General features: G+C 35.5%; 28 protein-coding genes and 1 pseudogene. 22 read left to right on the top strand and 7 right to left on the bottom strand.

Features of this window, described 5'->3' with window-relative positions; all coding sequences use genetic code 11:
• Window positions 1–158 precede the first annotated feature (158 nt).
• On the bottom strand, window positions 159–1,538 hold the full coding sequence (gene pdxR / locus WMO18_RS08200; protein WP_211147673.1) for a MocR-like pyridoxine biosynthesis transcription factor PdxR: 1,380 nt from the start codon (window positions 1,536–1,538) through the stop codon (window positions 159–161).
• A gap of 137 nt (window positions 1,539–1,675) precedes the next feature.
• Between pdxR and WMO18_RS08195 the strand changes: the two genes are divergently transcribed.
• The 4 genes from WMO18_RS08195 to WMO18_RS08180 all read left to right on the top strand — a co-directional run bounded on the left by WMO18_RS08195 (window position 1,676) and on the right by WMO18_RS08180 (window position 5,183).
• Window positions 1,676–2,182: a TIGR04002 family protein gene (locus WMO18_RS08195; protein ID WP_022506035.1), complete on the top strand. Its 507-nt coding sequence runs from the start codon at window positions 1,676–1,678 to the stop codon at window positions 2,180–2,182.
• 14 nt (window positions 2,183–2,196) lie between these two features.
• On the top strand, window positions 2,197–3,018 hold the full coding sequence (locus WMO18_RS08190) for a pyridoxamine kinase (RefSeq protein WP_211147672.1): 822 nt from the start codon (window positions 2,197–2,199) through the stop codon (window positions 3,016–3,018).
• Window positions 3,019–3,142: 124 nt separating this feature from the next.
• Window positions 3,143–3,949 (top strand): glutamate 5-kinase, encoded by an 807-nt coding sequence (gene proB / locus WMO18_RS08185; RefSeq protein ID WP_211147671.1) that lies wholly within the window; start codon window positions 3,143–3,145, stop codon window positions 3,947–3,949.
• On the top strand, window positions 3,936–5,183 hold the full coding sequence (locus WMO18_RS08180; RefSeq protein WP_211147670.1) for a glutamate-5-semialdehyde dehydrogenase: 1,248 nt from the start codon (window positions 3,936–3,938) through the stop codon (window positions 5,181–5,183). The genes proB and WMO18_RS08180 overlap by 14 nt, the downstream gene beginning before the upstream one ends.
• Here the strand turns inward: WMO18_RS08180 and WMO18_RS08175 are convergent.
• The 3 genes from WMO18_RS08175 to WMO18_RS08165 are packed head-to-tail and all read right to left on the bottom strand — an operon-like array spanning window position 5,180 to window position 6,148.
• Window positions 5,180–5,506, bottom strand: coding sequence for a hypothetical protein (locus WMO18_RS08175; protein WP_211147669.1), 327 nt, complete (start codon window positions 5,504–5,506; stop codon window positions 5,180–5,182). The genes WMO18_RS08180 and WMO18_RS08175 overlap by 4 nt on opposite strands.
• Before the next feature lie 10 nt (window positions 5,507–5,516).
• Entirely contained in the window at window positions 5,517–5,915 is a 399-nt protein-coding gene (locus WMO18_RS08170; protein WP_211147668.1) for a hypothetical protein, read from the bottom strand.
• Entirely contained in the window at window positions 5,915–6,148 is a 234-nt protein-coding gene (locus WMO18_RS08165) for a hypothetical protein (RefSeq protein WP_022506029.1), read from the bottom strand. Before WMO18_RS08165 ends, WMO18_RS08170 begins: the two co-directional genes overlap by 1 nt.
• A 67-nt stretch (window positions 6,149–6,215) precedes the next feature.
• Between WMO18_RS08165 and WMO18_RS08160 the strand changes: the two genes are divergently transcribed.
• From WMO18_RS08160 to WMO18_RS08115, 10 genes and pseudogenes are all read left to right on the top strand, one after another.
• Window positions 6,216–6,683: a metallophosphoesterase gene (locus WMO18_RS08160; protein WP_211147667.1), complete on the top strand. Its 468-nt coding sequence runs from the start codon at window positions 6,216–6,218 to the stop codon at window positions 6,681–6,683.
• A 12-nt stretch (window positions 6,684–6,695) separates the two neighbouring features.
• Window positions 6,696–7,559, top strand: a complete 864-nt coding sequence (locus WMO18_RS08155; RefSeq protein WP_211147666.1) for a DNA polymerase III delta subunit-related protein — start codon at window positions 6,696–6,698, stop codon at window positions 7,557–7,559.
• Window positions 7,547–8,341 (top strand): annotated as a pseudogene (locus tag WMO18_RS08150) (PSP1 domain-containing protein); the annotation flags it as partial. The gene WMO18_RS08155 and the pseudogene WMO18_RS08150, both read left to right, overlap by 13 nt.
• A gap of 406 nt (window positions 8,342–8,747) precedes the next feature.
• Window positions 8,748–8,918 carry a 4Fe-4S ferredoxin gene (gene fdxA, locus WMO18_RS08145; RefSeq protein WP_022506025.1) on the top strand — a complete coding sequence of 57 codons (171 nt, stop codon included), beginning with the start codon at window positions 8,748–8,750 and terminating at the stop codon, window positions 8,916–8,918.
• Window positions 8,919–9,020: 102 nt separating this feature from the next.
• Window positions 9,021–9,758 carry a tRNA1(Val) (adenine(37)-N6)-methyltransferase gene (locus WMO18_RS08140; RefSeq protein ID WP_211147664.1) on the top strand — a complete coding sequence of 246 codons (738 nt, stop codon included), beginning with the start codon at window positions 9,021–9,023 and terminating at the stop codon, window positions 9,756–9,758.
• Window positions 9,752–10,576 carry a 16S rRNA (cytidine(1402)-2'-O)-methyltransferase gene (gene rsmI / locus WMO18_RS08135; protein ID WP_211147675.1) on the top strand — a complete coding sequence of 275 codons (825 nt, stop codon included), beginning with the start codon at window positions 9,752–9,754 and terminating at the stop codon, window positions 10,574–10,576. Before WMO18_RS08140 ends, rsmI begins: the two co-directional genes overlap by 7 nt.
• Window positions 10,573–11,862 carry a bifunctional folylpolyglutamate synthase/dihydrofolate synthase gene (locus WMO18_RS08130; RefSeq protein ID WP_211147663.1) on the top strand — a complete coding sequence of 430 codons (1,290 nt, stop codon included), beginning with the start codon at window positions 10,573–10,575 and terminating at the stop codon, window positions 11,860–11,862. The genes rsmI and WMO18_RS08130 overlap by 4 nt, the downstream gene beginning before the upstream one ends.
• Window positions 11,863–11,960: 98 nt before the next feature.
• Window positions 11,961–12,263 carry an anti-sigma factor antagonist gene (locus tag WMO18_RS08125; protein WP_022506021.1) on the top strand — a complete coding sequence of 101 codons (303 nt, stop codon included), beginning with the start codon at window positions 11,961–11,963 and terminating at the stop codon, window positions 12,261–12,263.
• Window positions 12,260–12,703 (top strand): anti-sigma F factor, encoded by a 444-nt coding sequence (gene spoIIAB / locus WMO18_RS08120; protein WP_248004678.1) that lies wholly within the window; start codon window positions 12,260–12,262, stop codon window positions 12,701–12,703. Before WMO18_RS08125 ends, spoIIAB begins: the two co-directional genes overlap by 4 nt.
• The gene (locus tag WMO18_RS08115; protein WP_211147662.1) at window positions 12,690–13,322 is read left to right on the top strand and encodes a sigma-70 family RNA polymerase sigma factor; all 633 of its coding nucleotides are present in this window, start codon (window positions 12,690–12,692) and stop codon (window positions 13,320–13,322) included. The genes spoIIAB and WMO18_RS08115 overlap by 14 nt, the downstream gene beginning before the upstream one ends.
• Before the next feature lie 61 nt (window positions 13,323–13,383).
• On the opposite strand, the gene metA is transcribed toward WMO18_RS08115, so the two are convergent.
• The 3 genes from metA to acpP all read right to left on the bottom strand — a co-directional run bounded on the left by metA (window position 13,384) and on the right by acpP (window position 16,169).
• Complete coding sequence (metA, locus tag WMO18_RS08110; RefSeq protein ID WP_211147661.1) at window positions 13,384–14,304, bottom strand: homoserine O-acetyltransferase MetA; 921 nt, start codon at window positions 14,302–14,304, stop codon at window positions 13,384–13,386.
• 45 nt (window positions 14,305–14,349) lie between these two features.
• Window positions 14,350–15,789, bottom strand: coding sequence for a proline--tRNA ligase (gene proS / locus WMO18_RS08105; RefSeq protein WP_211147660.1), 1,440 nt, complete (start codon window positions 15,787–15,789; stop codon window positions 14,350–14,352).
• 152 nt (window positions 15,790–15,941) lie between these two features.
• The gene (gene acpP, locus WMO18_RS08100; protein ID WP_022506016.1) at window positions 15,942–16,169 is read right to left on the bottom strand and encodes an acyl carrier protein; all 228 of its coding nucleotides are present in this window, start codon (window positions 16,167–16,169) and stop codon (window positions 15,942–15,944) included.
• Between the two features lie 186 nt (window positions 16,170–16,355).
• Here acpP and aroE point away from each other — a divergent pair, with 186 nt between their 5' ends.
• The 8 genes from aroE to WMO18_RS08060 all read left to right on the top strand — a co-directional run bounded on the left by aroE (window position 16,356) and on the right by WMO18_RS08060 (window position 24,220).
• Window positions 16,356–17,195 carry a shikimate dehydrogenase gene (aroE, locus tag WMO18_RS08095; protein ID WP_211147659.1) on the top strand — a complete coding sequence of 280 codons (840 nt, stop codon included), beginning with the start codon at window positions 16,356–16,358 and terminating at the stop codon, window positions 17,193–17,195.
• Window positions 17,195–17,695: a shikimate kinase gene (locus WMO18_RS08090; RefSeq protein ID WP_211147658.1), complete on the top strand. Its 501-nt coding sequence runs from the start codon at window positions 17,195–17,197 to the stop codon at window positions 17,693–17,695. Before aroE ends, WMO18_RS08090 begins: the two co-directional genes overlap by 1 nt.
• Before the next feature lie 138 nt (window positions 17,696–17,833).
• On the top strand, window positions 17,834–18,838 hold the full coding sequence (gene aroF, locus WMO18_RS08085) for a 3-deoxy-7-phosphoheptulonate synthase (protein WP_022506013.1): 1,005 nt from the start codon (window positions 17,834–17,836) through the stop codon (window positions 18,836–18,838).
• Between the two features lie 12 nt (window positions 18,839–18,850).
• The gene (locus tag WMO18_RS08080; RefSeq protein WP_211147657.1) at window positions 18,851–19,681 is read left to right on the top strand and encodes a prephenate dehydrogenase; all 831 of its coding nucleotides are present in this window, start codon (window positions 18,851–18,853) and stop codon (window positions 19,679–19,681) included.
• Window positions 19,678–20,739 (top strand): 3-dehydroquinate synthase, encoded by a 1,062-nt coding sequence (gene aroB / locus WMO18_RS08075; RefSeq protein ID WP_211147656.1) that lies wholly within the window; start codon window positions 19,678–19,680, stop codon window positions 20,737–20,739. The genes WMO18_RS08080 and aroB overlap by 4 nt, the downstream gene beginning before the upstream one ends.
• Window positions 20,740–22,014, top strand: coding sequence for a 3-phosphoshikimate 1-carboxyvinyltransferase (aroA, locus tag WMO18_RS08070; RefSeq protein ID WP_211147655.1), 1,275 nt, complete (start codon window positions 20,740–20,742; stop codon window positions 22,012–22,014). It abuts the gene before it with no gap.
• Complete coding sequence (aroC, locus tag WMO18_RS08065) at window positions 21,995–23,071, top strand: chorismate synthase (RefSeq protein WP_211147654.1); 1,077 nt, start codon at window positions 21,995–21,997, stop codon at window positions 23,069–23,071. Before aroA ends, aroC begins: the two co-directional genes overlap by 20 nt.
• 12 nt (window positions 23,072–23,083) lie before the next feature.
• On the top strand, window positions 23,084–24,220 hold the full coding sequence (locus WMO18_RS08060; protein WP_022506008.1) for a chorismate mutase: 1,137 nt from the start codon (window positions 23,084–23,086) through the stop codon (window positions 24,218–24,220).
• Window positions 24,221–24,531 lie beyond the last annotated feature (311 nt).

Genomic DNA, 24,531 nt, shown 5'->3' with positions numbered 1-24,531 from the left:
GTGAGTCATAGTTATATATGATTTAAAATGCATAATCTCACTATAAATTTTTCTTTATAGACAATTAAATTTAAAACTAACTTACCTTTACCCACAGACAAAATTGAAAAGCCCTAATTTATCTAACTAGCCTTTACACTCAAACAGAATTTAAAAAACTAAATTATTTCCCCTAAAATTTCGATTGCTTTTTCTAATTTTTCTTTTTGGATACCGGAATAATTCACAATCATAAAGTGGTGGCAATCCTTATTTTCTTTATGGTAATACTGACTTAAAAATCTTGCATTTATATTCTTTTCTTTTAGTTCCTTGATAAACTGTTCATCGGACTTTTCTGTATTTATTTTCACTAAAAAGTGAAAGCCTGACATATTTTCAACAATGCTGATTTTGTCCTTAATTTCACTATTCTTGAAAACATCCATAATTTCCTTTTTTCGTGATGAATACTGCTTTTTCATTCGTGAAATGTGTCGTTCAAAGTAACCGTCACTAATAAAATTAGCCAAAGTATATTGCTCAAAGCTAGGAACAGTACATGAAAGAAAATTCATTGTTTCTCTATATTTTTTCAATAAATGAAGTGGCAAAACCAAGTAACCTATTCTCATTGACGGTGCAATAGTTTTGCTAAATGTGTTTAGGTAAAGGACTCTTTCATTCTTATCGGCTGAAAACATTGTTTCAATAGGTTTGCTACCTTTAAATTCACTGTCATAATCATCTTCAATTATATAACCGTCATTTTCATCAGCCCAGTTAAGAATTTCATTTCTTCTATCTACCGGCATAACAATACCTGTTGGGTACTGATGGCTAGGGCTTATATGCACAACATTTGCATTACTTTCCTTTAACTTTTCATAGCTGATACCCTTATTATCAACATCAATATATTCTGTTGCAACCTGATTCATTTGATAAATTTGACTGATTCTATTGTAGCCGGGATTTTCCAATGCATAGGTTTTGTTACTGCCTACAAGCCTAATAATTACAGAATAAAGGTACTCAGCACCTGCACCTATAATAATCTGTTCAGGATATACTTTCATACCACTATGATGAAAAAGATACTGACAAAGTGCTTTCCTTAAAATCTCAGCACCATTATATGGTATAGGATTTAGCAATTCACTTTCGTAGTCAAGTAAAGTTTTTCTCATTAACTTACTCCATACTGAAAATGGAAAGTCGCTACTGTCTGTTGCATTACCACTAAAATCAAACCATGGTGTAAACTCCTTAAAATCAAGTTCAGACAATTGGAAATTAGTTACCTTTTGCTGAGTTTTAATAGGTACAACAAAGTAACCACTTTTAGGCTTAGTATATAAATAGCCCTCAGAAACCAAAAGCTCATAGGCACTCATTACAGTTACAACACTAACATCAAGGTGTGTTGACAGACTTCTCTTTGAGGGTAACTTTTCATTCGGTAAAAGGCTACCGGAAAGTATATCATCCTTTATACAATGATAAAGATACTGATAGGCTGGAGTTTTCTCTCTTTTTGACATATCATAAGTTAACATAGCATCACCATCTGGTACTATATTTTAGTATTATATTGGTTATTTCCATAGTACCAACCCATATTATAATATGAAATGTAACATTATTCAAGGTTTTGCGTAATGATTATAAAATGAGGATGAAAGAGGAGAAAACAATGAAAACATCTAAACAACTTTACAACATTGTTGTTGCAGCTCTTTTTGCAGCAATGATATTCGTACTAACATTTTTCGTAAAAGTACCAACAGGTATTGGTTACATTCACCTAGGTGACTTAGCAATTTATCTTGCAGCATCTATGCTACCAACACCATATGCTATTGGTGCAGCAGCTATCGGTGGTGGTCTTTCTGACTTTGTTGGTGGTTACGGTATTTATGTTCCTGTAACAATGGTAATTAAGGCTCTACTTGCTCTATGTTTCTCTTGCAAGAAAGATACAATCATCAATGTAAGAAATATGATTGCAGTACTAATTTGCTGTGGTATCACAGTTGGTGGTTACTTTGCATTTGAAATTTTCTACTACGGTGCAGGTGCTTTCGGTTCATTACTTCCTAACCTACTTCAGGCTGCAGGTAGTGGTGTGCTATATATTATTATCGGTTACGCTTTTGACAAGGCAAGAATTAAGAATAAGCTAATGGCTTACAACAGATAATTTCTAAAATAATTATGAAACAGAAGAGAATTCTTTGTATTAACGACATATCATCAATGGGTAAATGCTCACTTACAATAGCATTGCCTATCATATCATCACTTGGAATTGAGGCAGTAGTTTTACCTACTGCCCTTCTGTCTGCTCATACGGTTTTTAAGGGTTACACCTTTAAGGATACTACTGAGGAGATGAGAAACACCCTAAACCACTTTGACAGTTTAGGAGAAAAGTTCGATTGTATATACACCGGTTACTTAGGCAGTAAAGACCAGGTTAAGATAGTTCTTGACTTTATAAAAGGTCACAAAGAAAGCCTTATTATCACTGACCCTGTAATGGGTGACAACGGTAGGCTATACAGTGGTTTTGAAAAGGACTATCCGGAATATATGCTTGAACTTTGCAATGTTTCAGATATAGTTATTCCTAACTTAACAGAGGCTTGTCTGCTGACAAACACACCATTTGTAGAAAGCCCAACAGAAAGCCACCTTGAAAGGATTGCAGATACACTTACCAACTACAGTAAGAATGTAATTATCACAGGTGTTAAGGAAGAAAATTCTGTTGCAGTTTACTCTAAGAAAGGTGACAGTAATTTACAGAAAACTGCTAAAAGTAAGCTGATTGACAGGCAATTTCATGGTACAGGCGATGTATTTGCAAGTACAATTTCAGGTTTCTTGACAATGGGTAAAGATTTTGAAGAAAGTATTGTCCTTGCAACTAAGTTTACAGAAATGTGTATTAATCACACAGCTAACGATAAAGACTCTCAGTGGTATGGTCTGAGATTTGAAGAATGTCTCCATTATTTATATGAAATGAAATAATTTTAGAACCAAGCATTTATTTGCTTGGTTCTTTTTTATACCTTAGTAATACAGTATTTTCCTTGTATATTCCCTTTTCTTATGATATAATAAAATGAAAACTTTTTGTTACAAAGAGGCTATTATGAAAGACAAACAAAGAATAGTAATCAAGGTAGGTACATCTACCTTAACATATGAAAACGGCAAAGCTAATTTACGAAAAGTAGAGAAACTTTGCAAAGTAATTTCTGACCTGGAAAATCAAGGTCACGAAATGGTATTGGTTTCTTCCGGTGCTTTAGGTGTTGGTATGGGTAAACTTGGAATTACTACTCGACCAACAGAAACAAACAAGAAACAAGCAATTGCTGCTGTAGGTCAATGTGAACTTATGTTTATGTATGACAAATTCTTCGATGAATACAACAATGTTGTTTCTCAAATTCTACTTACAAAATATGTAGTAGAAACTCCCCACAAGGAAGAAACTGTTAGAAATACTTTTATGTCACTGATTGATATGGGTATTATCCCTATTGTTAACGAAAATGACTCAGTAGCTACTGACGAACTTGAAGGTAACAAGATTGGTGATAACGACCAACTTTCTGCCATTGTTGCAAAGATTATTAATGCCGATAAGTTGATTATTCTTACTGATATTGATGGTCTGTATGACAAAAATCCTGCCACAAACAGTGATGCAAAGAAAATCAATACAGTTGAACTTATTACAGATGAAATCAAAGCAATGGCCGGTGGCAGAGGTAGCAGCCGTGGTACAGGTGGTATGGCTACAAAAATTCTTGCTGCTGAAATTGCAACAGAAGTTGGTATTGATGTACAGATTATATCCGGTGAAAACCCTGAAACTATTTATGATGTTTTTGAGGGTAAACCTGTAGGTACTATTTTTATGGGAAAGGAAAAAGACAATGACTGTAATTGAACAAATGGGTGCTAAAGCAAAGGAAGCTGCAAGAGTACTTTCTGTTGCAGGTAGCAAAAAAGATTTAGCACTAAATTCTATTGCTGATGCACTAATCGAACATAAAGATGAAATCATTAAGGCTAATAATATTGACATTGAGTATGGCAAAGAAATCGGTCTTACTCCATCACTGATTGACAGACTTACACTTGGTGAGGACAGAATCAAAGGTATGGCTGATGGTGTCAGAAAGGTATCTTCCCTACCTGACCCTATCGGTAATGTAATCAGTGGTAACACTTTACCTAACGGCTTAACTGTTACAAGAGTAAAAGTACCTTTAGGTGTTATAGGTATTATCTTTGAAGCAAGACCAAATGTTACTGCCGATGCAGCATCATTATGCTTAAAAGCCGGTAATGCAGTTATTCTTCGTGGTGGTAAAGAGGCTATTAACTCCAACAAAGCTATTGCAAAGATTATGCGTGATGCAGTTGAAAAGGTAGGACTACCTAAAGACAGTATTCAGCTAATTGAAGATACAACAAGACAGTCATCAACTGAACTTATGCAGTTAAGTGACTACCTAGATGTGCTAATTCCTCGTGGTGGTGCAGGACTTATTAAGGCAGTTGTAGAAAACAGTAAAGTACCTGTTATTGAAACAGGTGTTGGTAACTGTCATGTTTATGTTGACAAATATGCAGATATTGATATGGCAAGTGAAATTATTTTCAATGCAAAAACAAGCAGACCATCTGTTTGCAATGCTATTGAAACCATATTAGTTCACAAAGATATTGCAAAAGATGCTCTGCCAAAAATTAAAGAAAAGTTAGACACAAAGAATGTTCAAATCAGAGGTTGCAAAACTACTAAAGAAATTCTTGGTGATGACATTGTTGATGCAGAAGAAAGCGACTATTACACAGAATTTCTTGACTATATTCTTGCTTGTAAAGTTGTTGACTCTATTGATGAGGGTATTGCACACATTGCAAAGTACTCCAGTGGTCACTCAGAATGTATTATCACTAACGATTATGCAAGAGCAAATAAGTTTAAAAAAGAAGTTGATGCAGCAGCAGTTTATGTAAATGCATCAACCAGATTTACTGATGGTGGAGAATTTGGTCTTGGTGCTGAAATCGGTATTTCAACTCAGAAACTTCACGCAAGAGGACCTATGGGCATTAACGAATTAACCTCATCAAAGTTTATTGTTGAGGGCAATGGTCAAATCAGGGTTTAAATCAAAAGATAAATTAATGCCATTATTAACATAGGGTCGCAGTTATCATCATAGAGAAAGAATATCATAAGAATTATTATGGTAGCTTCCTTATCCTTTAACAAAGTATCAAAAATATCACCTTGCTTTTCTTTAGGTTTATTTTGACTTTGTTTAGGTATATTAACCTTCTTATCCTTAGGTTTTTCACTACTATTATTTTCATTAGTAGTTGTTTCCTTGGGCTTAGGTTTTGAACCTTCTTTATGTACATTTCTGTCTGAGTAGAAAGCACCTCGCATTTTTTCTGCTCTGCGAAGTGCTTCCCTTTCCATTTCATCCACGATACTACTCCTAAAACAAACCTAGATTTTTTATGTTAGGCAACAATTTCATAATCACCATCATTTTGCGAATTTTCTGCAATTTCTCTCTCCTTTCTTCTGAAAGAAAAGGAATCATTGCATCAAACAGTCTGGTGGTGTCATCTTCCTTGTTAATGGAAGAGAAAATTGGTGCTAACTTTCCAATAATACTTGGGTCAATCCCACCAAAATCACCTAAAGGGCCAAGAGAATTATTATTCTGACTTTTGTTGGGACTAGGTACAGATACTGTATTTTGATTATTTGTACCACTACTATTACTGTCTTTATCAGTATTCAGTCCCATCATTTTACCTAAGTTTTGGATTTCCTTTAGTTTTTCAGGATCTGACATAATCTCGTTGATTTTAGAAGTTAAGTCGTCCATTATCCCATCAACTTTTTAATAATAGCCTGAGCTTGTGGAGAATTTAAGATTTTCTCACTTTGCTCCTTGTTATCAAGTATTTTTTGAATACGCTTTGCTTGGTGGCTATTCATTTTGTTTAAGATATTATTTAAGTTACCTTTCTCAATGTTCTCTTTGAGGACTTCCGGTGGGGTATCCAGCCTTTGGCTAAGTCCGTTTAATAAATTATTAATTTCACTATTATTTAACATAGTATATTTCCTTTCTCTGTGCTATTAATATATTATGCAGAGTTTGGCTTTTTATGAAGGAGTAATTATGAAAATTCTTGTTTTCTCAGATACACACGGTGATGTTACAAAAATGGAAAGAGCAATTCGCTCACATTCTGATGCAGAAGTTATTATCCATTGTGGTGACGGTGAAATGGATGTAGAATATGCAAAAAGGAACTTTCCTGACAGAGCTTTTCTAAATGTTAAGGGTAATTGTGACTGGGGCAGCAGCCTTGACCCTACACTTGAAATCACACTTGAGGGCAAGAAAATTTTTGTAACTCACGGTCATCTTTACAATGCAAAGATGGGTTTGCAAAATCTAATTTATGCCGGCAAAGAAAACAATGCCGATATTGTACTTTATGGTCACACACACATTTCTATGAATGAATATATTGACGGTATGTATGTTATGAATCCCGGTTCCTGTCATGGTTATGGTGCTACATACGGCATTATTGATATTAGCGACAAGGGTATTTTAACTAACATTGCCTCAGCAAAATAAGGATGTGAAGTTTTGAACTTTTCCGAATTTAACGAAACAATTAAATCTCAACTAAATAATCTAACTTCACACAACAGACTGCCTCATGCAATTATTATTACCGGTGGTAACGAAGAATTAAGGAATAGTGTAGCTGATTATCTATGTGTTTATGCAGTATGCAGTGAAGAAAATAAACCTTGCTACAACTGTAAAAATTGCAAGAAAGCTATGTCCCACATTCACCCTGATATTTCATATGTACAAGGCAGTACAAAATCAAAGAATTTAATTTATAATAAAGAAGTTATGGAAGAAGTTATCGGTGACACTATAATTATTCCTAACGAATCAGATACTAAGGTTTATGTGTTTAAAGATGTTGATGAAAAGCTACCTGTAATTTCACAAAATGCTTTTCTGAAAACTCTTGAAGAACCACCACAAAATATACTTTTTGTGATGACTTGTAAAGATGCAAGTGTTCTGCTGGAAACTATCCTATCAAGAAGTACAGTAATCAATATTCAAAAGGAAGATGAATTTTCTACCGAAGGTGTTTCTATTGCAGAAGAAATTGCACTTGCACTACTTGATATAAACGAATACAAACTTTTAAGTGCAACTTATAAAGTAAACAACAAGGATAGTTTTAATCAGACTATACCTTACCTTAAACTACTGATTAGAGATACGCTTTCCCTTACAGTAGGCAGTGACAAACTAAGCAACAGTTCTGTCCCTGAAAAATTAACCAGAAAATTAACAAGAGAAAAGTCCCTTTCTCTTTTAAATACAATTGAAAAAGCACAAAGAATGATGAAAAGTAATGTTAACCAAAACTTACTATCCACATGGTTGTGCTCAGAATTTAGGAGGATAACATGGCAACAGTAATAGGTGTTAGATTTAAAGAAGTAGGTAAAATCTACTACTTTGACCCTACTGATATAGATTTTAAGCAAAATGACAAAGTAATTGTAGAAACTTCTCGTGGTGTAGAATGTGGTACAGTTGCTTTAGCCAATAAAGAAGTGGAAGAGGACAAGATTGTTCATCCACTAAAAAAGGTTTTACGTCAGGCAACAAAGAAAGACCTTGAACATCTTGCAGAAAACAAGAAAAGAGAAGTGGATGCACTAAAGATTTGTGAAGAAAAAATCAAGGCAAATAACATTGATATGAAACTTGTTGATGTTGAATATACATTTGACAATAGCAAGATTTTATTTTACTTTACTGCTGACGGCAGAGTTGACTTCCGTCAATTGGTTAAAGACCTTGCCAATGTATTTAGAACAAGAATTGAACTAAGACAAATCGGTGTTAGAGATGAAGCCAAAATGCTAGGTGGCTTAGGTGTATGTGGCAGACCTTGTTGTTGCAACAGTTTCCTAGGTGAATTTCAGCCCGTATCTATCAAAATGGCTAAAGAACAAGGACTTTCACTTTCTCCTGTAAAGATTAGCGGTACTTGTGGCAGACTAATGTGTTGTCTAAAATACGAACAAGAGGCATATACTGACCTTATCAAGAAAACTCCAAAGGTTGGTGCATATGTTAAGACACCTGAAGGCAAAGGTACTGTTGTTGATACTGCTTTGCTTACCGGTACAATTAAGGTTAAACTTGATTCAACTCCAAGTGAAGCAGCACCTCATGTTTATAACATTAAGGAAATTCGTCCACTAGGCAAGAACTTCCCTACTGAAAATATTGAGGAAGAACCACTACTTGAAGAAGAACTGACTGATGACTTAGCAAAGTTAGAAGAAGAGGAAATTGTAACAGAAACTACTCAAGCACCTCAAAGACCTAACAAGGATGAACGCAAGAGAAACCCTAACCATAAGTATCAAAACAGAAAGAATAACGGTGGTCACAACCAAAACCACAACCAAGGCAAAAGGCCTTATCGTAAGCCACAACAAAGAAAGCCAAGACCAAATAACAGAAACAAAAACTTTAATAAAGAAGGAAATAAAAACACTTAATAATTGGAAAAAGTAGATTTTACACAAAATTTCATTGATTTTTTCCTTTTATCGTGTTACAATAGGATAAATTAATAAGGAGGTGTTCTGAATGGCATATGCTATTTCTGATGAATGTATCAGCTGTGGTGCTTGTGCAGATGGTTGTCCTGTAGGTGCAATCTCTGAAGGTGATGGCAAATACGAAATCAACGCTGACGAATGTATCAGCTGCGGTGCTTGTGCAGACACATGCCCTGTAGGTGCTCCTGCAGAAGCATAATTTAAGAGAGCGAAGTTAGTTAAACAGCAAGGTTTTTTGCCTTGCTGTTTTTCTTATATTGTAGTATAATTTTCTAGGAAACACTAATTTTAGGGGGACTGTATGCTAAATCCAAATGAACATTTTGAGCCACTTGGCAATAACATTAAAATTATTGTAAGCGACATTCATCATTTTTCTACCGACACTATAATACTTAACTACTTTTGTAATGCTAAGAAAAATGACAAAGTAATTGAACTTGGCACAGGTTGTGGTACAATCCCCTTACTTATGAAGAAAGACAATAAGGCAAATGAAATTATTGCAGTAGATATTCAGGAAGATGCTTGTTCTCTGCTTGAAAGGAGTATAAAGCATAATAACCTGGAAAATGTTACTGTAATTAATTCTGACCTTAAAGACCTAAAAGGCAAAGTACCTTTCGGTTACTTTGACCTTGTGGTATGTAATCCACCATATAAAGAAAACGGCACAGGACTACACAACCCACATTCAGGGAAAAAAACTGCCAGACATGAAGTAGAATGTTCCTTGGAAGATATTGTAAAGGTCAGTTCTTCCCTACTTAACTTTGGAGGTAGGTTTTGTCTTTGTCAACGACCTGAAAGGCTAACTGATATTCTTGTACTAATGAGGCAATACAAAATTGAACCTAAAAGGCTAAGACTTGTACAACAAAGGCTAAACAAACCACCTAAGTTGGTATTAGTAGAAGGCAGAAAAGGTGGCAAGAGAGGCTTTATGACTACAGAAGAAACCTTGATGATAGAAAATAGCCAAGGTGAATATTCAGAAGAAATGCTAAAGGTTTACGGAAATTATAAGGAGCAATTATGAGTGTATTATATGTAGTAGGTACTCCAATAGGTAACCTAAATGACTTTTCCCCACGAGCAATAGAAACACTTGAAAAAGTTGATTTCATTGCTGCTGAGGACACAAGAGTAACACTAAAGCTACTAAACCATTTTGGTATAAAGAAAGAAATGGTTAGCTACTTTGAACATAACAAACTTCAAAGAGGTGAGATAATCACAAATAGAATTCTTAATGGTGAAACTTGTGCTATTGTTACAGATGCAGGTATGCCTTGTGTCAGTGACCCGGGAGAACTTCTCATTATGCAATGTGAAGAAAAAGGAATTCCTACCATTGTTATTCCCGGACCAACTGCCTTTGCCTCGGCATTGGCTATTTCAGGACTGCCAACAGGCAGATTTACATTTGAGGGTTTTTTAAGTGTAAATAAGAAAAGCCGTAAGGAACACCTGGAAAGTCTAATAAATGAAGAAAGAACAATGCTTTTCTATGAAGCACCCCACAAACTTTCCAACACACTAAAGGACTTTGCAAATTACTTTCCAAACAGAAAGCTATCCATTGTTAGAGAAATAACCAAAATTCATGAGGAGGTTATTCGCACAACAACAGACAAGGCCTATGAAGATTATGGAGAAACAGGACTAAAGGGAGAGATAGTCCTTGTACTTGGTGGCAAACCACATAAGGAAGAAGAAGAAACATACACCCTTAGTGATGCAGTAGAGATGGCTAAAAAGCTAATCGAAAATGGAGAAAAAGCTACTACTGCCAGTAAAGAAATTGCATCACTAACCGGATTTAAGAAGAATGAGATTTATAAGGAATTACTATGACATATACTGAAGCATTAGAAAAAATACATGGTCTTTTACATTTTGGTTCAAGACCGGGACTAGACAGAATTTTAAAGTTACTTGACCTTATTGGCAACCCTCAGGACAAATGCAAATTTGTTCATGTAGCCGGTACTAACGGCAAAGGTTCTGTTTGCCAAATGATTAGTTCTGTACTTACTGAGGCTAAGTACAAAACAGGACTTTTCATCTCACCATTCATCACTGATTTTAGAGAAAGAATACAGATTAACGGTGAAATGATACCAAAGCAGAAGTTAGCCGATATTGTAGAATACATTTATCCATTTGTAGAACAAATGGCTGAGAATGATGAAATCATTACAGAATTTGAATTTGTAAATGCTATTGCATTTTACTATTATTACATTGAAAAGTGTGACATTGTTGTGCTTGAAACAGGTATGGGAGGATTGCTTGATTGTACCAACACTATCCCTGCACCACTATGTTCAGTTATCACACCGATTGACCTTGACCATACTGCTGTACTTGGTGATACAATTGAGAAAATCACTTACCAAAAATGTGGTATTATCAAGAAAGACTCCAACACAGTTATCGGTGAACAAACTCACAAGGAAATTGAAAAGCAAATTGTAAAGGATTGTGTAGAAAAGCACAATATGTATCACTTTGCCGAGGACTGCAAAGTAAAAGTAAAACTTTCCACATTAGATGGAACAATTGTTAAATATAAAGGAAAAGAGTTTACCCTACACCTTGTAGGACTACACCAAATCAGCAACCTAAAAACTGCTTTAACTGCTATTGAAGTACTAAATGATGAACATTACTTTGGCATTACCCCTACCGATATTGAATACGGTATTGCAAAGGCCAATAATCCGGCAAGGTTTGAAGTTCTCTCAAAAGAACCTACAGTTATTCTTGATGGTGCTCACAATCCTAACGGTATGGAAGCTTTTGCAAAAAGTGTTGATGAATACACAACTGCACCTAGAGTATTAATTATGGGTATGCTAAAGGATAAAGACATTACCCATTCACTTAATTTTATTGACGGTAAATTTGACACAGTATTCACACTAACTGTTGACAATCCAAGAACAATCAGCAATACTGAACTTGCAAAAATGTGTGAAGGAAAATTCAACAATGCTATTCCTTGTGAAACACCGGAAGAAGCTATTGACAAAGCCCTTGCACTGGCTGATGAAATTAATGGTACAGTAATGATTTGTGGTTCACTTTACCTAGCCGGTGAAATCAGACCTATTTTAATGAATAAATTTAAAAAATAATTTCTATCCAACAGAATAATACAAATTTTTCAGTTCATACTATTTATTATAATAGTATGAACTTTTTTATGCTCAAATTTCAGAAAAGGAAGTTGAAAATGATTAACTCAACATATGAAAACAAATCTCTCACAGTATTTTTAAATGGTGAGATTGACCAACACACAAGTACATCGCTAAGGCAAGAGATTGACTCCCAAACAGAGGCACTACGACCACAAAAGCTATCATTAGACTTTTCTAATGTAAAGTTTATGGACAGTAGTGGTATAGGCTTAATAATGGGAAGATTTCGTCAAATGTCATTAATCGGTGGCAAGCTAGAAGTTGTTAACCTACCACTTAATCTAAAAAGAATGGTAAACCTTGCCGGTATTCAAACATTGGGGGTAGTAAAATGAATATTGTAAATTCTATGGAACTGAAAATCCCCTCAAAAAGTATAAACGAAAGTTTTGCAAGAAGTGTTGTGTCTGCATTTGTACTGCAACTTGACCCTACAATAAATGAACTTTCCGATATAAAAACTGCTGTATCTGAAGCTGTCACAAACAGTATTGTACATGGCTACAGCGACAGCAGTGGAATAATTTACATAAAAGGTGAAATCTCAGAGGACAACCTAATCACCATCAAAATTCGTGACAAAGGCAAGGGAATTCCTGACATTAAGAAAGCTATGGAACCACTTTTTACAACAGGTGGTGAAGAAAGAGCCGGTCTTGGCTTTGCAGTGATGGAAAGTTTTATGGACAAAGTAAAGGTAAAGTCAAAGGAAAATCAAGGCACAACAGTAACCTTATACAAGAAGATTATTAGGACAAAATATGAAAAGTCGTAATAAAATTGTAGAAGAAAATTTAGGACTTGTACATTCTTGTTGCAAAAGATTCAAGGGCAAAGGCATTGAATATGAGGACCTATATATGGCAGGTTGTGTTGGACTTATAAAGGCAGTTGATAAGTTTGATGACACATTAGGCTATAAATTAAGTACATATGCAGTACCGGTGATTCTAGGTGAAATTAAAAGGCTTTTCAGAGAAGGTGGCACAGTAAAGGTCAGCCGTAACCTAAAGGAACTTTACCTAAAAATAAACACCCTTACCGAGAAAGAAAACAACCTTACTATAAGTGAAATTGCAGAAAAATTAGGCACCACAGAAGAAAAGGTAAATGATGCACTAAATGCCGGTAGGCTGCCTATATCTTTAACCACAGAAGAAAACACCGAAATTGACCTTACAGTAAACTCTTGTGAGGAGGAATGTACCGAAAAAATCTCGCTAAAAAAGGCTTTAGAGGACTTATGCGATGAAGATAACAAACTTATTGAACTAAGATACTTTAAGCATATGACCCAGAAAGAAACAGGCAAAACCCTAAATATGACTCAAGTACAAGTCAGCAGAAAAGAAAAAAGAATTTTACATAATATTCGCTCAAAAATGCTTTGCTAAATTTCCCTCCGGTAAAGCAAAAACACCTATCAGAATTAACTGATAGGTGTTTTTATTTGCGTTAATTATTAAGTTCATTTAAGTCAAATGGTGTTTGCTGATATACAAAGTAGTTTAGCCAGTTTGCAAAAAGCAAGAAAGCTGTACTTCTCCACTTTTTATCAGGAATACCATCAACATTATCCTTTGGAAAATAACTATAAGGAATTTTAGGGTTAATACCCTTTTTTAAATCTCTTTTATATTCATCAGCCAAAGTCATTCTGTCATATTCTGCATGACCAAAAACAAAAATCTTTCTGCAAGTTTTGTCAGCAACAATAGCAACACCGGCTTTTTCACTGGTAGCAAGTACATCAAGGTTAGGGTTGCTATAAATCTCTTCCGGAATACTCTCGGTGTATCTTGAATGAGGCATCATAAACACATCATCAAGTCCACGAAGTAAAGGATGATACTTAGCAGAAATTCTGTGACGGAAGATACCACTTAACTTTTCATCAAGTTCTCTCTTATGAATACCGTAATAATGGTAAAGTCCTGCTTGAGCACCCCAACAAATGTGGAATGTTGACCAAACATTTTTCTTTGCCCAATCCATAATTTCCGTTAACTCTTCCCAATAGTCAACTTCTTCAAACTCCATATGTTCTACCGGTGCACCGGTAATAATCATACCGTCATACCTTGTGTCCTTAATTTCATCAAAAGTTTTGTAAAATGTATCTAGGTGATGTTGGCTAACATTCTTAGCCAAGTGACTTTTCATATGAAGTAAGTCAACATCAACTTGCAAAGAAGTGTTACTTAATAATCTAATAAGTTGGGTTTCTGTTGCAATTTTGGTTGGCATAATATTTAGAATAACAATTTTGAGGGGTCTAATATCCTGAGTAATTGCTCTGTCTTCCGGCATTACAAAAATATTCTCTTCCTCAAGTATCTTAATAGCTGGTAAATTGTTTGCTACCTTAATTGGCATAATACCCCTCCTTTTCTAAAAAACTCTTAATTATTAAAGTATTTATTAATACTGCTTTCCCCAGAATACCATATGCTTTGCAGGTTTGCCACAGCATACACAAGTATCTGCAATATGTTCTTCATTAAATGGAATACATCTTGACTTAACGCCATGTGTAACTTCCTTTAGCTTTTCTTCACAAGCAGTATCACCACACCACATAGCCTTAATAAAGCCAGGGTGATTCTCAGCAATATCAATAAACTCATCATAAGTCTTAGCAGTAAATGTCTTTTCCTGCATATTCTTTAGAGCCTTTTCATACATACTGTCGTGAATTGCCTGTAGAGTTTCAGTAATCTTGTCCTCTAGCTGATCCAGTGGAACAAAAATCTTTTCTCTGTTATCTCTACGAACAATAACACATTGATTGTTCTCAATATCCTTAGGGCCAAGTTCAACTCTTACAGGAACACCCTTCATTTCATATTCAGAGAACTTCCAACCAGGAGAGTTGTCACTGTCATCAAGCTTAACTCTAAACTGCTTCTTTAGTCTGTCATAAAGTTCATTTGCCTTATCAAGCACACCTTCCTTATGCTGAGCAATAGGAACAATAGCTACCTGAATTGGAGAAATCTTTGGTGGAAGTACAAGACCTTCATCATCACCATGTACCATAATAATAGCACCAATCATTCTTGTAGATACACCCCAAGAAGTCTGATGTGGATAATGAGGCTTATTGTCTCTACCCTGGAAAGTAATGTCAAACTGCTTTGCAAAGCCATCACCAAAGTAATGAGATGTACCACCCTGAAGTGCAACACCGTTGTGCATCATTGGTTCAATAGTGTATGTTTCTTCAGCACCGGCAAATTTTTCTTTTTCTGTTTTTCTACCGATAACAGCAGGAATAGCAAGTGTTTCCTTATAGAAGTCAGTATAAACCCGTAGCATTCTTAGAGTTTCTTCTCTTGCCTCTTCCTCAGTTTCGTGCATTGTGTGACCTTCCTGCCATAGGAATTCACTTGTTCTTAGGAATGGACGAGTTGTCTTTTCCCATCTTACAACTGAACACCACTGGTTGTATAGCTTTGGTAGGTCTCTGTATGTTTCAATAATCTTGCTATAATGTTCACAGAAAAGTGTTTCTGATGTTGGACGAACACAAAGTCTTTCTTGTAACTTTTCCTGTCCACCAACAGTAACCCAAGCACATTCAGGAGCAAAGCCCTCAACATGATCCTTTTCCTTCTGTAGTAGGCTTTCCGGAATAAACATAGGCATATAAACATTTTGGTGACCTGTTTCTTTAAATCTTCTGTCAAGGTCAGCCTGAATGTTCTCCCAAATAGCATAACCATAAGGACGGATAATCATACATCCCTTAATACCACTATAATCAGTTAATTCTGCTTTTTTTACAATGTCTGTGTACCATTTTGCGAAATCTTCATCACGACTTGTAATGGCAGAAACAAATTTTTTATTTTTACCCATTAATATAAACTCCCTTCAAGTCTATTACGCATTATTTTTATTATACAAAATAGGAGTAGTTTTTTCAAGTGTTTATAACGGTTTTTCCGTAAATTTACCATAAAATAAAACAAGGGTTGGCAAAAAGCCAACCCTATCTTGAACAATTAAAATTAAGAGTTCTGTTCGATATAAGCTACAAGTGAGCCTACTGTCTTAATGTTTTCAACATCTTCGTCAGGAACTTCAATGCTGAATTCGTCTTCAATTGACATTAGTAGGTCAACAACATCAAGAGAGTCTGCACCTAGATCGTCCTGTAGAGAAGTTTCTTCTGTAATTGTATCCTCTTCAACATCAAACTGTTCTGCTAGAATGCTTTTTACTTTTTCTAGTACCATAGTAATTATCCTCCTATTAAATTAACAAAATAATCCTCAGCTTTTATGGACAAATTATCACATATTTGATAAAATATATCCATAGCCGTTACAATTATAGTATAAGCAAATTGTAACTTTGTCAATATTTATTTGAAAATTTTTATATTTTATTACATTTTTAATAAGAAAATTCAAGGAGAAATTATGGCTAAACAAAAATATGCAGTAATCGGACATCCAATCGGACATACTATGTCACCATTCATTCATAAAAGACTTTTTTCTCTTTCCGGAATTGATGCAGAATATAGTGTATATGATATTCCACCGGAAGAACTTAAAAAAAAGTTTAAGGAAGAATTACAGTACCTAAACGGTTTTAACATTACAATTCCTCATAAGCAGGGCATTATCCCACTTATTGATGAACTAGACCCAAAGGCTAAATTATATGGTAGTGTTAACACTGTATTTAACGACAACGGTACTCACAAGGGATATACTACTGACCCTGACGGTTTCTTAAAAGCTCTTGAAAGTGCCGATATTCCTTTTAGTGGCAGAGTTGTAATCCTTGGTTGTGGTGGTGTTGCAAGAACAATGGCTTATGAAGCAGTTTTAGCTGACAATGACCTAACACTTGCAGTTCGTAAAGATGATGTTAATATGGCTAACGACCTAAAGAAAGAACTAGAATCAATTAAGGAAACAGAGGTTAAGGTTTGCCTACTTGATGAACTAAGTGGTGAAATTGATGTTCTTGTAAATGCAACACCTGTTGGTATGTTCCCTAAAGTTGACAACTGTCCTGTTAATGATGAAATTATCAAAAATTCTAAGGCAGTATTTGATGCAATCTACAATCCTTTAGAAACTCAGCTTGTACAGAAAGCTAAGGCTTTTGGCAACAAGGCTATCGGTGGTATGGCTATGTTAGTATGGCAAGCAGTAGTAGCTCAGCAAAAGTGGAATGATGTTACTTTTAATAAAGATGACATTAACAAGCTTTGCGTAGACTGTCTTGAGGAGTTAAAGAATAAGTAATGAAAAATATAATTCTATGCGGTTTTATGGGTTGTGGCAAAACAACTGTAGGTGAAAACCTAAAGAAAAAGTCAGGAATGAACCTTATTGATACTGACGCATATATTGAAGAAACCGAGGGTATAACAATCTCTAAAATCTTTGAAAAATATGGCGAAAGCTACTTTAGAGATTTAGAGTACAAGGCTTGTAAAGAACTATCTAAAAAGTCCGGTATTATTATTTCTACAGGTGGTGGTGCTTTAACATTCCAAAGAAATGTTGATGTGCTAAAAGAAAACGGTACTATTGTACTGATTGATGTACCACTTGAAGTGCTAAAAGAAAGACTAAAGAACGATACTACTCGTCCACTACTTCAGAGGCCTGACAAAGATGAGGCAATGAAAGAGCTTTATGAAAAAAGAATGCCTCTATATAAAAGTGCAAGTGATGTTGTTATTAATGGTGACAACAGTCCTTTAAAGGTAGCTTCTGACATACTCAATGCAGTAAAATAAAGGTTTTTTCTATTGATATTATCGCTTTAAAGTGATAAAATATTATAACTACTACACAAATCGTAAATTTTGTGTTATAATGTATTTTATATGTATGATATAAATGAGTATTAAGGATAGAAAATGAGGAAATAAAAAATGATTATAGTTCTTAAAAGAGGATTAGACAAGAAAACTATTGAGGATTTTTCTACTTCTCTAAAAAAGAAATACAATGTTGAAGTAAATCAGTGGCAAGGTGTTAACGAAACTGTTTTAGGTCTTATCGGTGACACTACTGCTATTGATATTGGCACAATTAATGCTCAGGATGTTGTTTATTCTGTAAGAAGAGTTCAAGAACCATATAAGAAAGCCAACAGAAAATTTCATCCCGATGATACTGTTATTACACTATCTAACGGTACAAAGATTGGTGACGGTAGCTTAACACTAATGGCAGGTCCTTGCTCTGTAGAATCAGCAGAACAGGTGACAGAAATTGCAAAAGCAGTTAAAGCTTCAGGTGCTAATGTACTTCGTGGTGGTGCTTTTAAGCCAAGAACTTCACCTTATTCCTTCCAAGGTCTAAAGGCTGAGGGCCTTGAACTACTACTAAAGGCAAAGGAAGAAACAGGTCTTCCTATTGTTACAGAAATTATGAGTGAATCTGACATTGACCTATTTAAGGATGTTGACATTATTCAGGTTGGTGCAAGAAATATGCAGAACTTCACTCTACTAAAGAAACTAGGTAAACTTGATAAACCTATTTTACTAAAGAGAGGTCTTTGTGCAACTATTGAAGAATGGCTAATGAGTGCCGAATACATTATGGCTGAGGGTAATGAAAAGGTTATCCTTTGTGAAAGAGGTATTCGTACATATGAAAAATATACAAGAAACACTCTTGACCTTTCAGCTATTCCTATTGTTAAAAGTTTAAGCCACCTACCTGTTGTTGTTGACCCAAGTCACGCTACCGGTATGAACTGGCTTGTTGAACCATTGGCAATGGCTGCTGTAGCTTGTGGTGCAGACGGTCTTATTATTGAAGTACACAACGACCCACCTCATGCACTATGTGACGGTGCACAGTCACTTACACCTGAAGAATTTGACTCAGTTGTAAAGAAAGTAAACAGAATCAAGTCAGCCCTATAAAGGATGAATAAAATGAAAATAGCAGTTGTTGGTTTAGGTATTATTGGTGGTTCTTACTGTAAGGCTATCAAGAAATACACAGACCACTATGTAATTGGTATAAACAGAAGTCCACTTCCACTGGAGAAAGCACTAAAGTGTGGAGCTATAGATAAGATTGGTTCTGCTGATGACCTATCAGATATAGATATGGTTATCCTTGGTGTTTATCCCGGTGCTGCTGTTGACTTTATCAGAAAAAATGGTGACAAAATCAAGAAAGGTGCTATTGTTACAGATACTTCAGGTATTAAGACAGAAATCTGTGATGACTTAACTGCACTTAGCAAAGAGTTTGGCTTTACATTTGTTGGTGTTCATCCAATGGCAGGTAAAGAGAAAAACGGCTTTGATGTATCTGACAGTGACCTTTATAAAAACGCCAGTTGCATTATTGTACCTTGTGGTGCAGATGATGAATCAGTAAAGAAAGTTGCTGACTTTAACCTTTCTATCGGTTTCGGTGGTATCAAAATCACCACACCGGAAGAACATGACAGAATGATTGCTTTTACAAGTCAGTTACCTCATGTACTTGCTTGTGCTTATGTTCTTTCACCTAACTGTATGAACCACAAGGGTTTTTCTGCCGGTAGCTATCGTGATGTATCAAGAGTAGCTAACATTAACGCAGAACTTTGGAGTGAGCTTTTTATGGAAAATAAAGCACCACTACTAAAGGAACTTGAAACTTTAATCAAAAACATCAGAGATATAGAAGATGCTATATCAAAGGATGATAAAGAAAAACTTATGTCTTTGCTACAAAAAGGACATGAAATTAAGGAGGCTTTAGGCGAATGAAAAAGCTTAAAGTAAATACAGGAAGAAAGTATGAGATTATAATTGACAGAGGAATAATCAACCACTGTGGAGAATATATCAAAAAGGTTTCTTCCCCAACAAGAATTGCTGTTGTAACAGATAGCAATGTTCACGCATTATATAGTCAAAGTGTTATCACTTCCTTAAAGCAATCTGGATTTATTGTTTCCGAATTTGTCTTTAAGGCCGGTGAAACATCAAAGAACTTTAGAACTATTGAGGCAATCTATAGTCACCTAGCTGACAACAATATCACAAGAAAAGATATGATTCTTGCTCTTGGTGGTGGTGTTACGGGAGATATGGCAGGTTTTGCTGCTGCAACATACCTAAGAGGTATTGAGTTTGTACAAGTACCTACTTCCCTATTAGCACAGGTTGATTCATCAGTTGGTGGCAAAACAGGTTATGACATTCCACAAGGCAAGAACCTTGTAGGTGCTTTTTGGCAACCTAGTGTTGTACTTATTGACCCTGATACACTTTCTACTTTACCTGAAAGATACCTAAATGACGGTATGGCAGAAGTTATCAAGTATGGTTGCATCAAGTCTGCCGGTTTATTTAGACTACTAAAAAAAGGCAGAGATGAACTTGATATTGAAAACATTATTCACAGATGTGTTTCTATCAAGAGAGATGTTGTTCAGAAAGATGAAAAAGAAAGTGGCGAAAGAAAGCTACTTAACTTTGGTCATACTATTGGTCATGCACTTGAGAAAATTTACGAATACAAGAAACTTTCTCACGGTGAGGCTGTAGCCATAGGTATGGTTATGATGACTAAAGCCAGTGAAAGGGACGGTTATTCTCCTAAGGGTACTGCTAACAAGATTGCAGAACTTTGCGAGATGTACAACCTACCTACTCATGATGACAGCGAAGTTAGAGATATTGCTTTTGCTGCACAAAGTGACAAGAAAAGTTCTGGTCACAACATTGATGTAGTAATACTAAAGTCTATTGGAGATGCCACAGTATCAACAATGGATTTGAGAGATTTTCAACAATATATTGATGTTCCGGAGGAAGTATAAATGACAACTGTACAGATAACACCTGCTAAACTAAAAGGCACTGTTACCATACCTGCATCAAAAAGTGACTGTCACAGAGCTATTATCTGTGCTACACTTTCTATGGGTAAATGTACAATTTCTCCTATTACACTTTCTCAAGACATTGAGGCAACTATATCTTGTGTCAATGCTCTTGGAGCTAAAACAGAAGTTAAGGGTGACACGCTGACTATTGACAGCAGTCACCTTTTTTCTAGTGGTAGGGGTACTTTTGATTGTTGTGAAAGTGGTAGCACATTAAGATTTTTAATTCCTGTAGTCAGTGCTTTGGGAATTAGTGGTCACTTTGTTGGCAAAGGCAGACTTCCACAAAGACCTATCGGTATTTACTTGGATTTACTGCCTACTCATGGAGTAGAGTGTGAAACTGAGGGTGGTTTACCTCTTGATACTAAGGGTAAATTACAGAGTGGTACATATTCCCTACCGGGTAATGTATCAAGTCAGTTTGTAACAGGACTACTACTTGCTTTACCTTTACTTGATGGTGACAGTAAAATTGTACTTACTTCACCTCTTGAAAGTGTGGGTTATGTAAATATGACAATTGACACCATGAAAAGATTTGGTGTAATAGTTGAAGAAACCGAATACGGCTACTTTGTAAAGGGTAATCAGCACTACACACCTCATGACTACACAGTACAAGGTGACTGGAGTCAGGCAGCATTCTTTATGGTTGCCGGTGCATTTGGTGGTGAAATCACCGTAAAAGGAATTGACCCAAATTCCACACAAGGTGACAGAGAAATTTGTAATTTAATTAAGAAATTCGGTGCTGATATTGAGATTGGCACAGACTTTGTAAAGGTTAAGAATAAAGGCGACTTAAGAGGAATTAACATTGATGCAAGTCAAATTCCTGACCTTGTACCTGTACTTGCAGTATGTGGCAGTGGTGCTTATGGTGTCACAAAAATCTACAATGCAGAAAGACTGAGAATCAAAGAAAGCGACCGACTAAAGACCACTTGTGAGGCTATTAATAACCTTGGTGGTATGGTAGCTGAAGTTGATGACGGACTAATTGTTCAAGGTGCAGGTATGCTAAACGGTGGTAAAGCCGAAGGCTGTAACGACCACAGAATTGTTATGGCAAGTGCAGTTGCATCAATTATTTCAAGAAACAAAGTTACTGTTACTGACGCACAAGCTATCAACAAAAGTTATCCTAACTTTTTTGAGGACTTTAAAAAACTGGGAGGTAATGTAAATGTCATCAACAATAGGTGAAAAAATTAAAATTTCAGTATTTGGTGAAAGTCACGGTAAGGCTATCGGCATTGTTGTTGACGGTTTACCTACCGGTATGAAAATAGATATGGACAAGGTTCTTCACGAAATGAAGAGAAGAGCTCCCGGTAATGACAAAACTGCTACTCCAAGAAAAGAAGCTGACTTTCCTGAAATTCTTTCAGGTGTAGTTGACAATGTACTTACAGGTGCACCACTTTGTGCAATTATCCACAATAACAATACAAAGAGCAAGGACTACTCAGATATTAAAAGATGCCCTAGGCCGGGACATAGTGATTATCCGGCATATGTAAAGTACAATGGTTTTAACGATATTGCCGGTGGTGGTCATTTTAGTGGCAGAATTACTGCTCCTATAGTTTTTGCCGGTGCAGTATGTAAACAACTACTTGAAGAAAAAGGAATTAAGGTTACTGCTCATATTAACAGTATCGGCAATGTATATGATGAAGAATTTAATCCCTGCAACATAGATAATGAAACAATAGACAGATTGCTTAACAGTTCTTTCCCACTTATTGATGAAAGTAAGGAAGAACCTATGCGTAAGGTTGTTTCTGATGCATCAGCAGATAAAGATTCTGTTGGTGGCACTATTGAATGTGGTGTTGTTGGTGTTAAGGCCGGTATTGGCGAACCAATGTTTGATGGTATTGAGGGCAGAATTGCCAAAGCAGTATTCGGTATTCCTGCAATGAAGGGCATTGAATTTGGCAAAGGTTTTGACCTTTCAGAAATGCGTGGTAGTGAAAGCAATGATAATTTCCGTTATGATGAAAATGGAAATGTATATACTAAAACAAATAATTGTGGCGGTATTCTTGGTGGCATTACAAATGGTATGCCTATTGTATTTAAGGTTGCAGTAAAGCCAACACCATCTATTGCTCAAAAACAAGAAACTATTAATCTTGAAACTAAAGAGAATGATATTCTTGAAATTAAAGGCAGACATGACCCATGTATTGTCCTAAGAGCAGTACCGGTTATTGAGGCAATCACAGCTATTACAATACTAGATTTACTTTCATAAGGTGTGAAGATAATGAGAGATTTAAAAGAAATAAGAGAAGAAATCAACGAAATTGATGAGAAACTTATAGAACTTTTTAAACGCAGAATGGAATGTGCTAAGGATGTTGGCAACTATAAAAAGGCAAACAACATTCCTATTCTTAACCAAGACAGAGAGAATGAAATTCTTGATGATGTACTTGTTCGTGGTGGAGAATACGGATATGCAGCACAGTTACTGTTTAGCAACATTATGGAACTTTCCAGAGCATTACAACACAATATTGTTGGCTCAGGTAAAGAAATGAAAGAGCTTATTGAAAATTCTTCTCCTAACATTCCATACAACAAAAATACTAAGGTAGCTTGTCAAGGTATTGCCGGTGCTAACAACCACGAGGCTACTCTAAAGATTTTCCCTGACTGTGAACCTGAGTTTTGTAAAAGTTTCAAAGATGTATTTATGGCTATTGAAAACGGTGATGCTGACTATGGTGTGTTACCGGTAGAAAATTCTACTGCCGGTTCAGTAAGTGATGTTTATGACTTAATTCTAAAACATAGATTTTATATTATTAAGTCACTAGACCTACCAATCCACTACTACCTAGCATCTATTCCACAGGCTAATTTAGAGGATATTGAAGAAGTATGGTCACATCCTCAAGCACTTGCACAATGTAGTGACAAGATAACTGCTAACAACTACAAAACACTACAATCTGCTAACACTGCAATTGCTGCAAGGGATGTTGCAAACAGTAAGAGAATTAACCTTGCAGCAGTTTGTAATTATAGTGCAGTTAAGGAATATGGCTTAAAGGTACTTGCTGAAAATTACGAAAACAGAAGTGACAACACAACAAGATTTATTGTTATTTCTAAAAAGCTATATATTCCTGAAAATGCTGAGAAAATCAGCCTATGCTTTGGTTTACCTCATGTTACAGGTACACTTTACAGTGTACTATGCAGATTTAGTTCCCTAGGTCTTAACCTAACCAAAATTGAGTCAAGAACAATGGCTAATAAGCCTTTTGAATATCTATTCTATCTTGACTTTACAGGTAATGTTAAGAATGATGAAGTTACAAAACTTCTATGTGCATTAAGTACAGAGTTACCGGAATTTAGCTTCTTAGGTAACTACGAAGAGGACTATGCATAATTTGTTTTTTGTATATATTCTAATGAAATAAATTTAAAATGAGTTTTAAACCACTATTGTATTACACAATAGTGGTTTTCGTTTGCCGATTTCTTTTTGAATTATTTTTCATTTGCACTATAAATTAGGGTTTTTCAATTTTGTCTGTTGGTAAAGATAAGCTTGTTATGCAAATTAGGGTTTTTCAATTTTGTTTGTGGTGCTAGAACTTGCCTTGTTATGTGGTAGATATTTAGAATTAGTAGAAACCATCCAGACTTCCTTGTGTAAAGGAAGGGGGACCACGAAGTGGTGGAAGGATTGTTTTGGAG

Origin of the sequence: Ruminococcoides intestinihominis (assembly GCF_040096285.1) — a bacterium.
In the GTDB taxonomy this organism is placed as follows: domain Bacteria; phylum Bacillota; class Clostridia; order Oscillospirales; family Acutalibacteraceae; genus Ruminococcoides; species Ruminococcoides intestinihominis.
Note: the sequence above shows the minus strand (reverse complement) of the source record. Positions and strands in the feature narration are given on the sequence as shown.

Coding starts and splice junctions, on each gene's coding strand:
- metA (WP_211147661.1), bottom strand. CDS start 14,304: ATGCCAATTAAGGTAGCAAACAATTTACCAGCTATTAAGATACTTGAG.
- WMO18_RS08115 (WP_211147662.1), top strand. CDS start 12,690: ATGAAAAGTCGTAATAAAATTGTAGAAGAAAATTTAGGACTTGTACAT.
- WMO18_RS08170 (WP_211147668.1), bottom strand. CDS start 5,915: ATGGACGACTTAACTTCTAAAATCAACGAGATTATGTCAGATCCTGAA.
- aroF (WP_022506013.1), top strand. CDS start 17,834: ATGATTATAGTTCTTAAAAGAGGATTAGACAAGAAAACTATTGAGGAT.
- WMO18_RS08140 (WP_211147664.1), top strand. CDS start 9,021: ATGCTAAATCCAAATGAACATTTTGAGCCACTTGGCAATAACATTAAA.
- aroE (WP_211147659.1), top strand. CDS start 16,356: ATGGCTAAACAAAAATATGCAGTAATCGGACATCCAATCGGACATACT.
- aroA (WP_211147655.1), top strand. CDS start 20,740: ATGACAACTGTACAGATAACACCTGCTAAACTAAAAGGCACTGTTACC.
- proS (WP_211147660.1), bottom strand. CDS start 15,789: ATGGGTAAAAATAAAAAATTTGTTTCTGCCATTACAAGTCGTGATGAA.
- WMO18_RS08195 (WP_022506035.1), top strand. CDS start 1,676: ATGAAAACATCTAAACAACTTTACAACATTGTTGTTGCAGCTCTTTTT.
- proB (WP_211147671.1), top strand. CDS start 3,143: ATGAAAGACAAACAAAGAATAGTAATCAAGGTAGGTACATCTACCTTA.
- aroB (WP_211147656.1), top strand. CDS start 19,678: ATGAAAAAGCTTAAAGTAAATACAGGAAGAAAGTATGAGATTATAATT.
- WMO18_RS08160 (WP_211147667.1), top strand. CDS start 6,216: ATGAAAATTCTTGTTTTCTCAGATACACACGGTGATGTTACAAAAATG.
- WMO18_RS08190 (WP_211147672.1), top strand. CDS start 2,197: ATGAAACAGAAGAGAATTCTTTGTATTAACGACATATCATCAATGGGT.
- fdxA (WP_022506025.1), top strand. CDS start 8,748: ATGGCATATGCTATTTCTGATGAATGTATCAGCTGTGGTGCTTGTGCA.
- WMO18_RS08180 (WP_211147670.1), top strand. CDS start 3,936: ATGACTGTAATTGAACAAATGGGTGCTAAAGCAAAGGAAGCTGCAAGA.
- WMO18_RS08060 (WP_022506008.1), top strand. CDS start 23,084: ATGAGAGATTTAAAAGAAATAAGAGAAGAAATCAACGAAATTGATGAG.
- WMO18_RS08090 (WP_211147658.1), top strand. CDS start 17,195: ATGAAAAATATAATTCTATGCGGTTTTATGGGTTGTGGCAAAACAACT.
- WMO18_RS08080 (WP_211147657.1), top strand. CDS start 18,851: ATGAAAATAGCAGTTGTTGGTTTAGGTATTATTGGTGGTTCTTACTGT.
- aroC (WP_211147654.1), top strand. CDS start 21,995: ATGTCATCAACAATAGGTGAAAAAATTAAAATTTCAGTATTTGGTGAA.
- WMO18_RS08130 (WP_211147663.1), top strand. CDS start 10,573: ATGACATATACTGAAGCATTAGAAAAAATACATGGTCTTTTACATTTT.
- spoIIAB (WP_248004678.1), top strand. CDS start 12,260: ATGAATATTGTAAATTCTATGGAACTGAAAATCCCCTCAAAAAGTATA.
- WMO18_RS08125 (WP_022506021.1), top strand. CDS start 11,961: ATGATTAACTCAACATATGAAAACAAATCTCTCACAGTATTTTTAAAT.
- pdxR (WP_211147673.1), bottom strand. CDS start 1,538: ATGTTAACTTATGATATGTCAAAAAGAGAGAAAACTCCAGCCTATCAG.
- WMO18_RS08165 (WP_022506029.1), bottom strand. CDS start 6,148: ATGTTAAATAATAGTGAAATTAATAATTTATTAAACGGACTTAGCCAA.
- acpP (WP_022506016.1), bottom strand. CDS start 16,169: ATGGTACTAGAAAAAGTAAAAAGCATTCTAGCAGAACAGTTTGATGTT.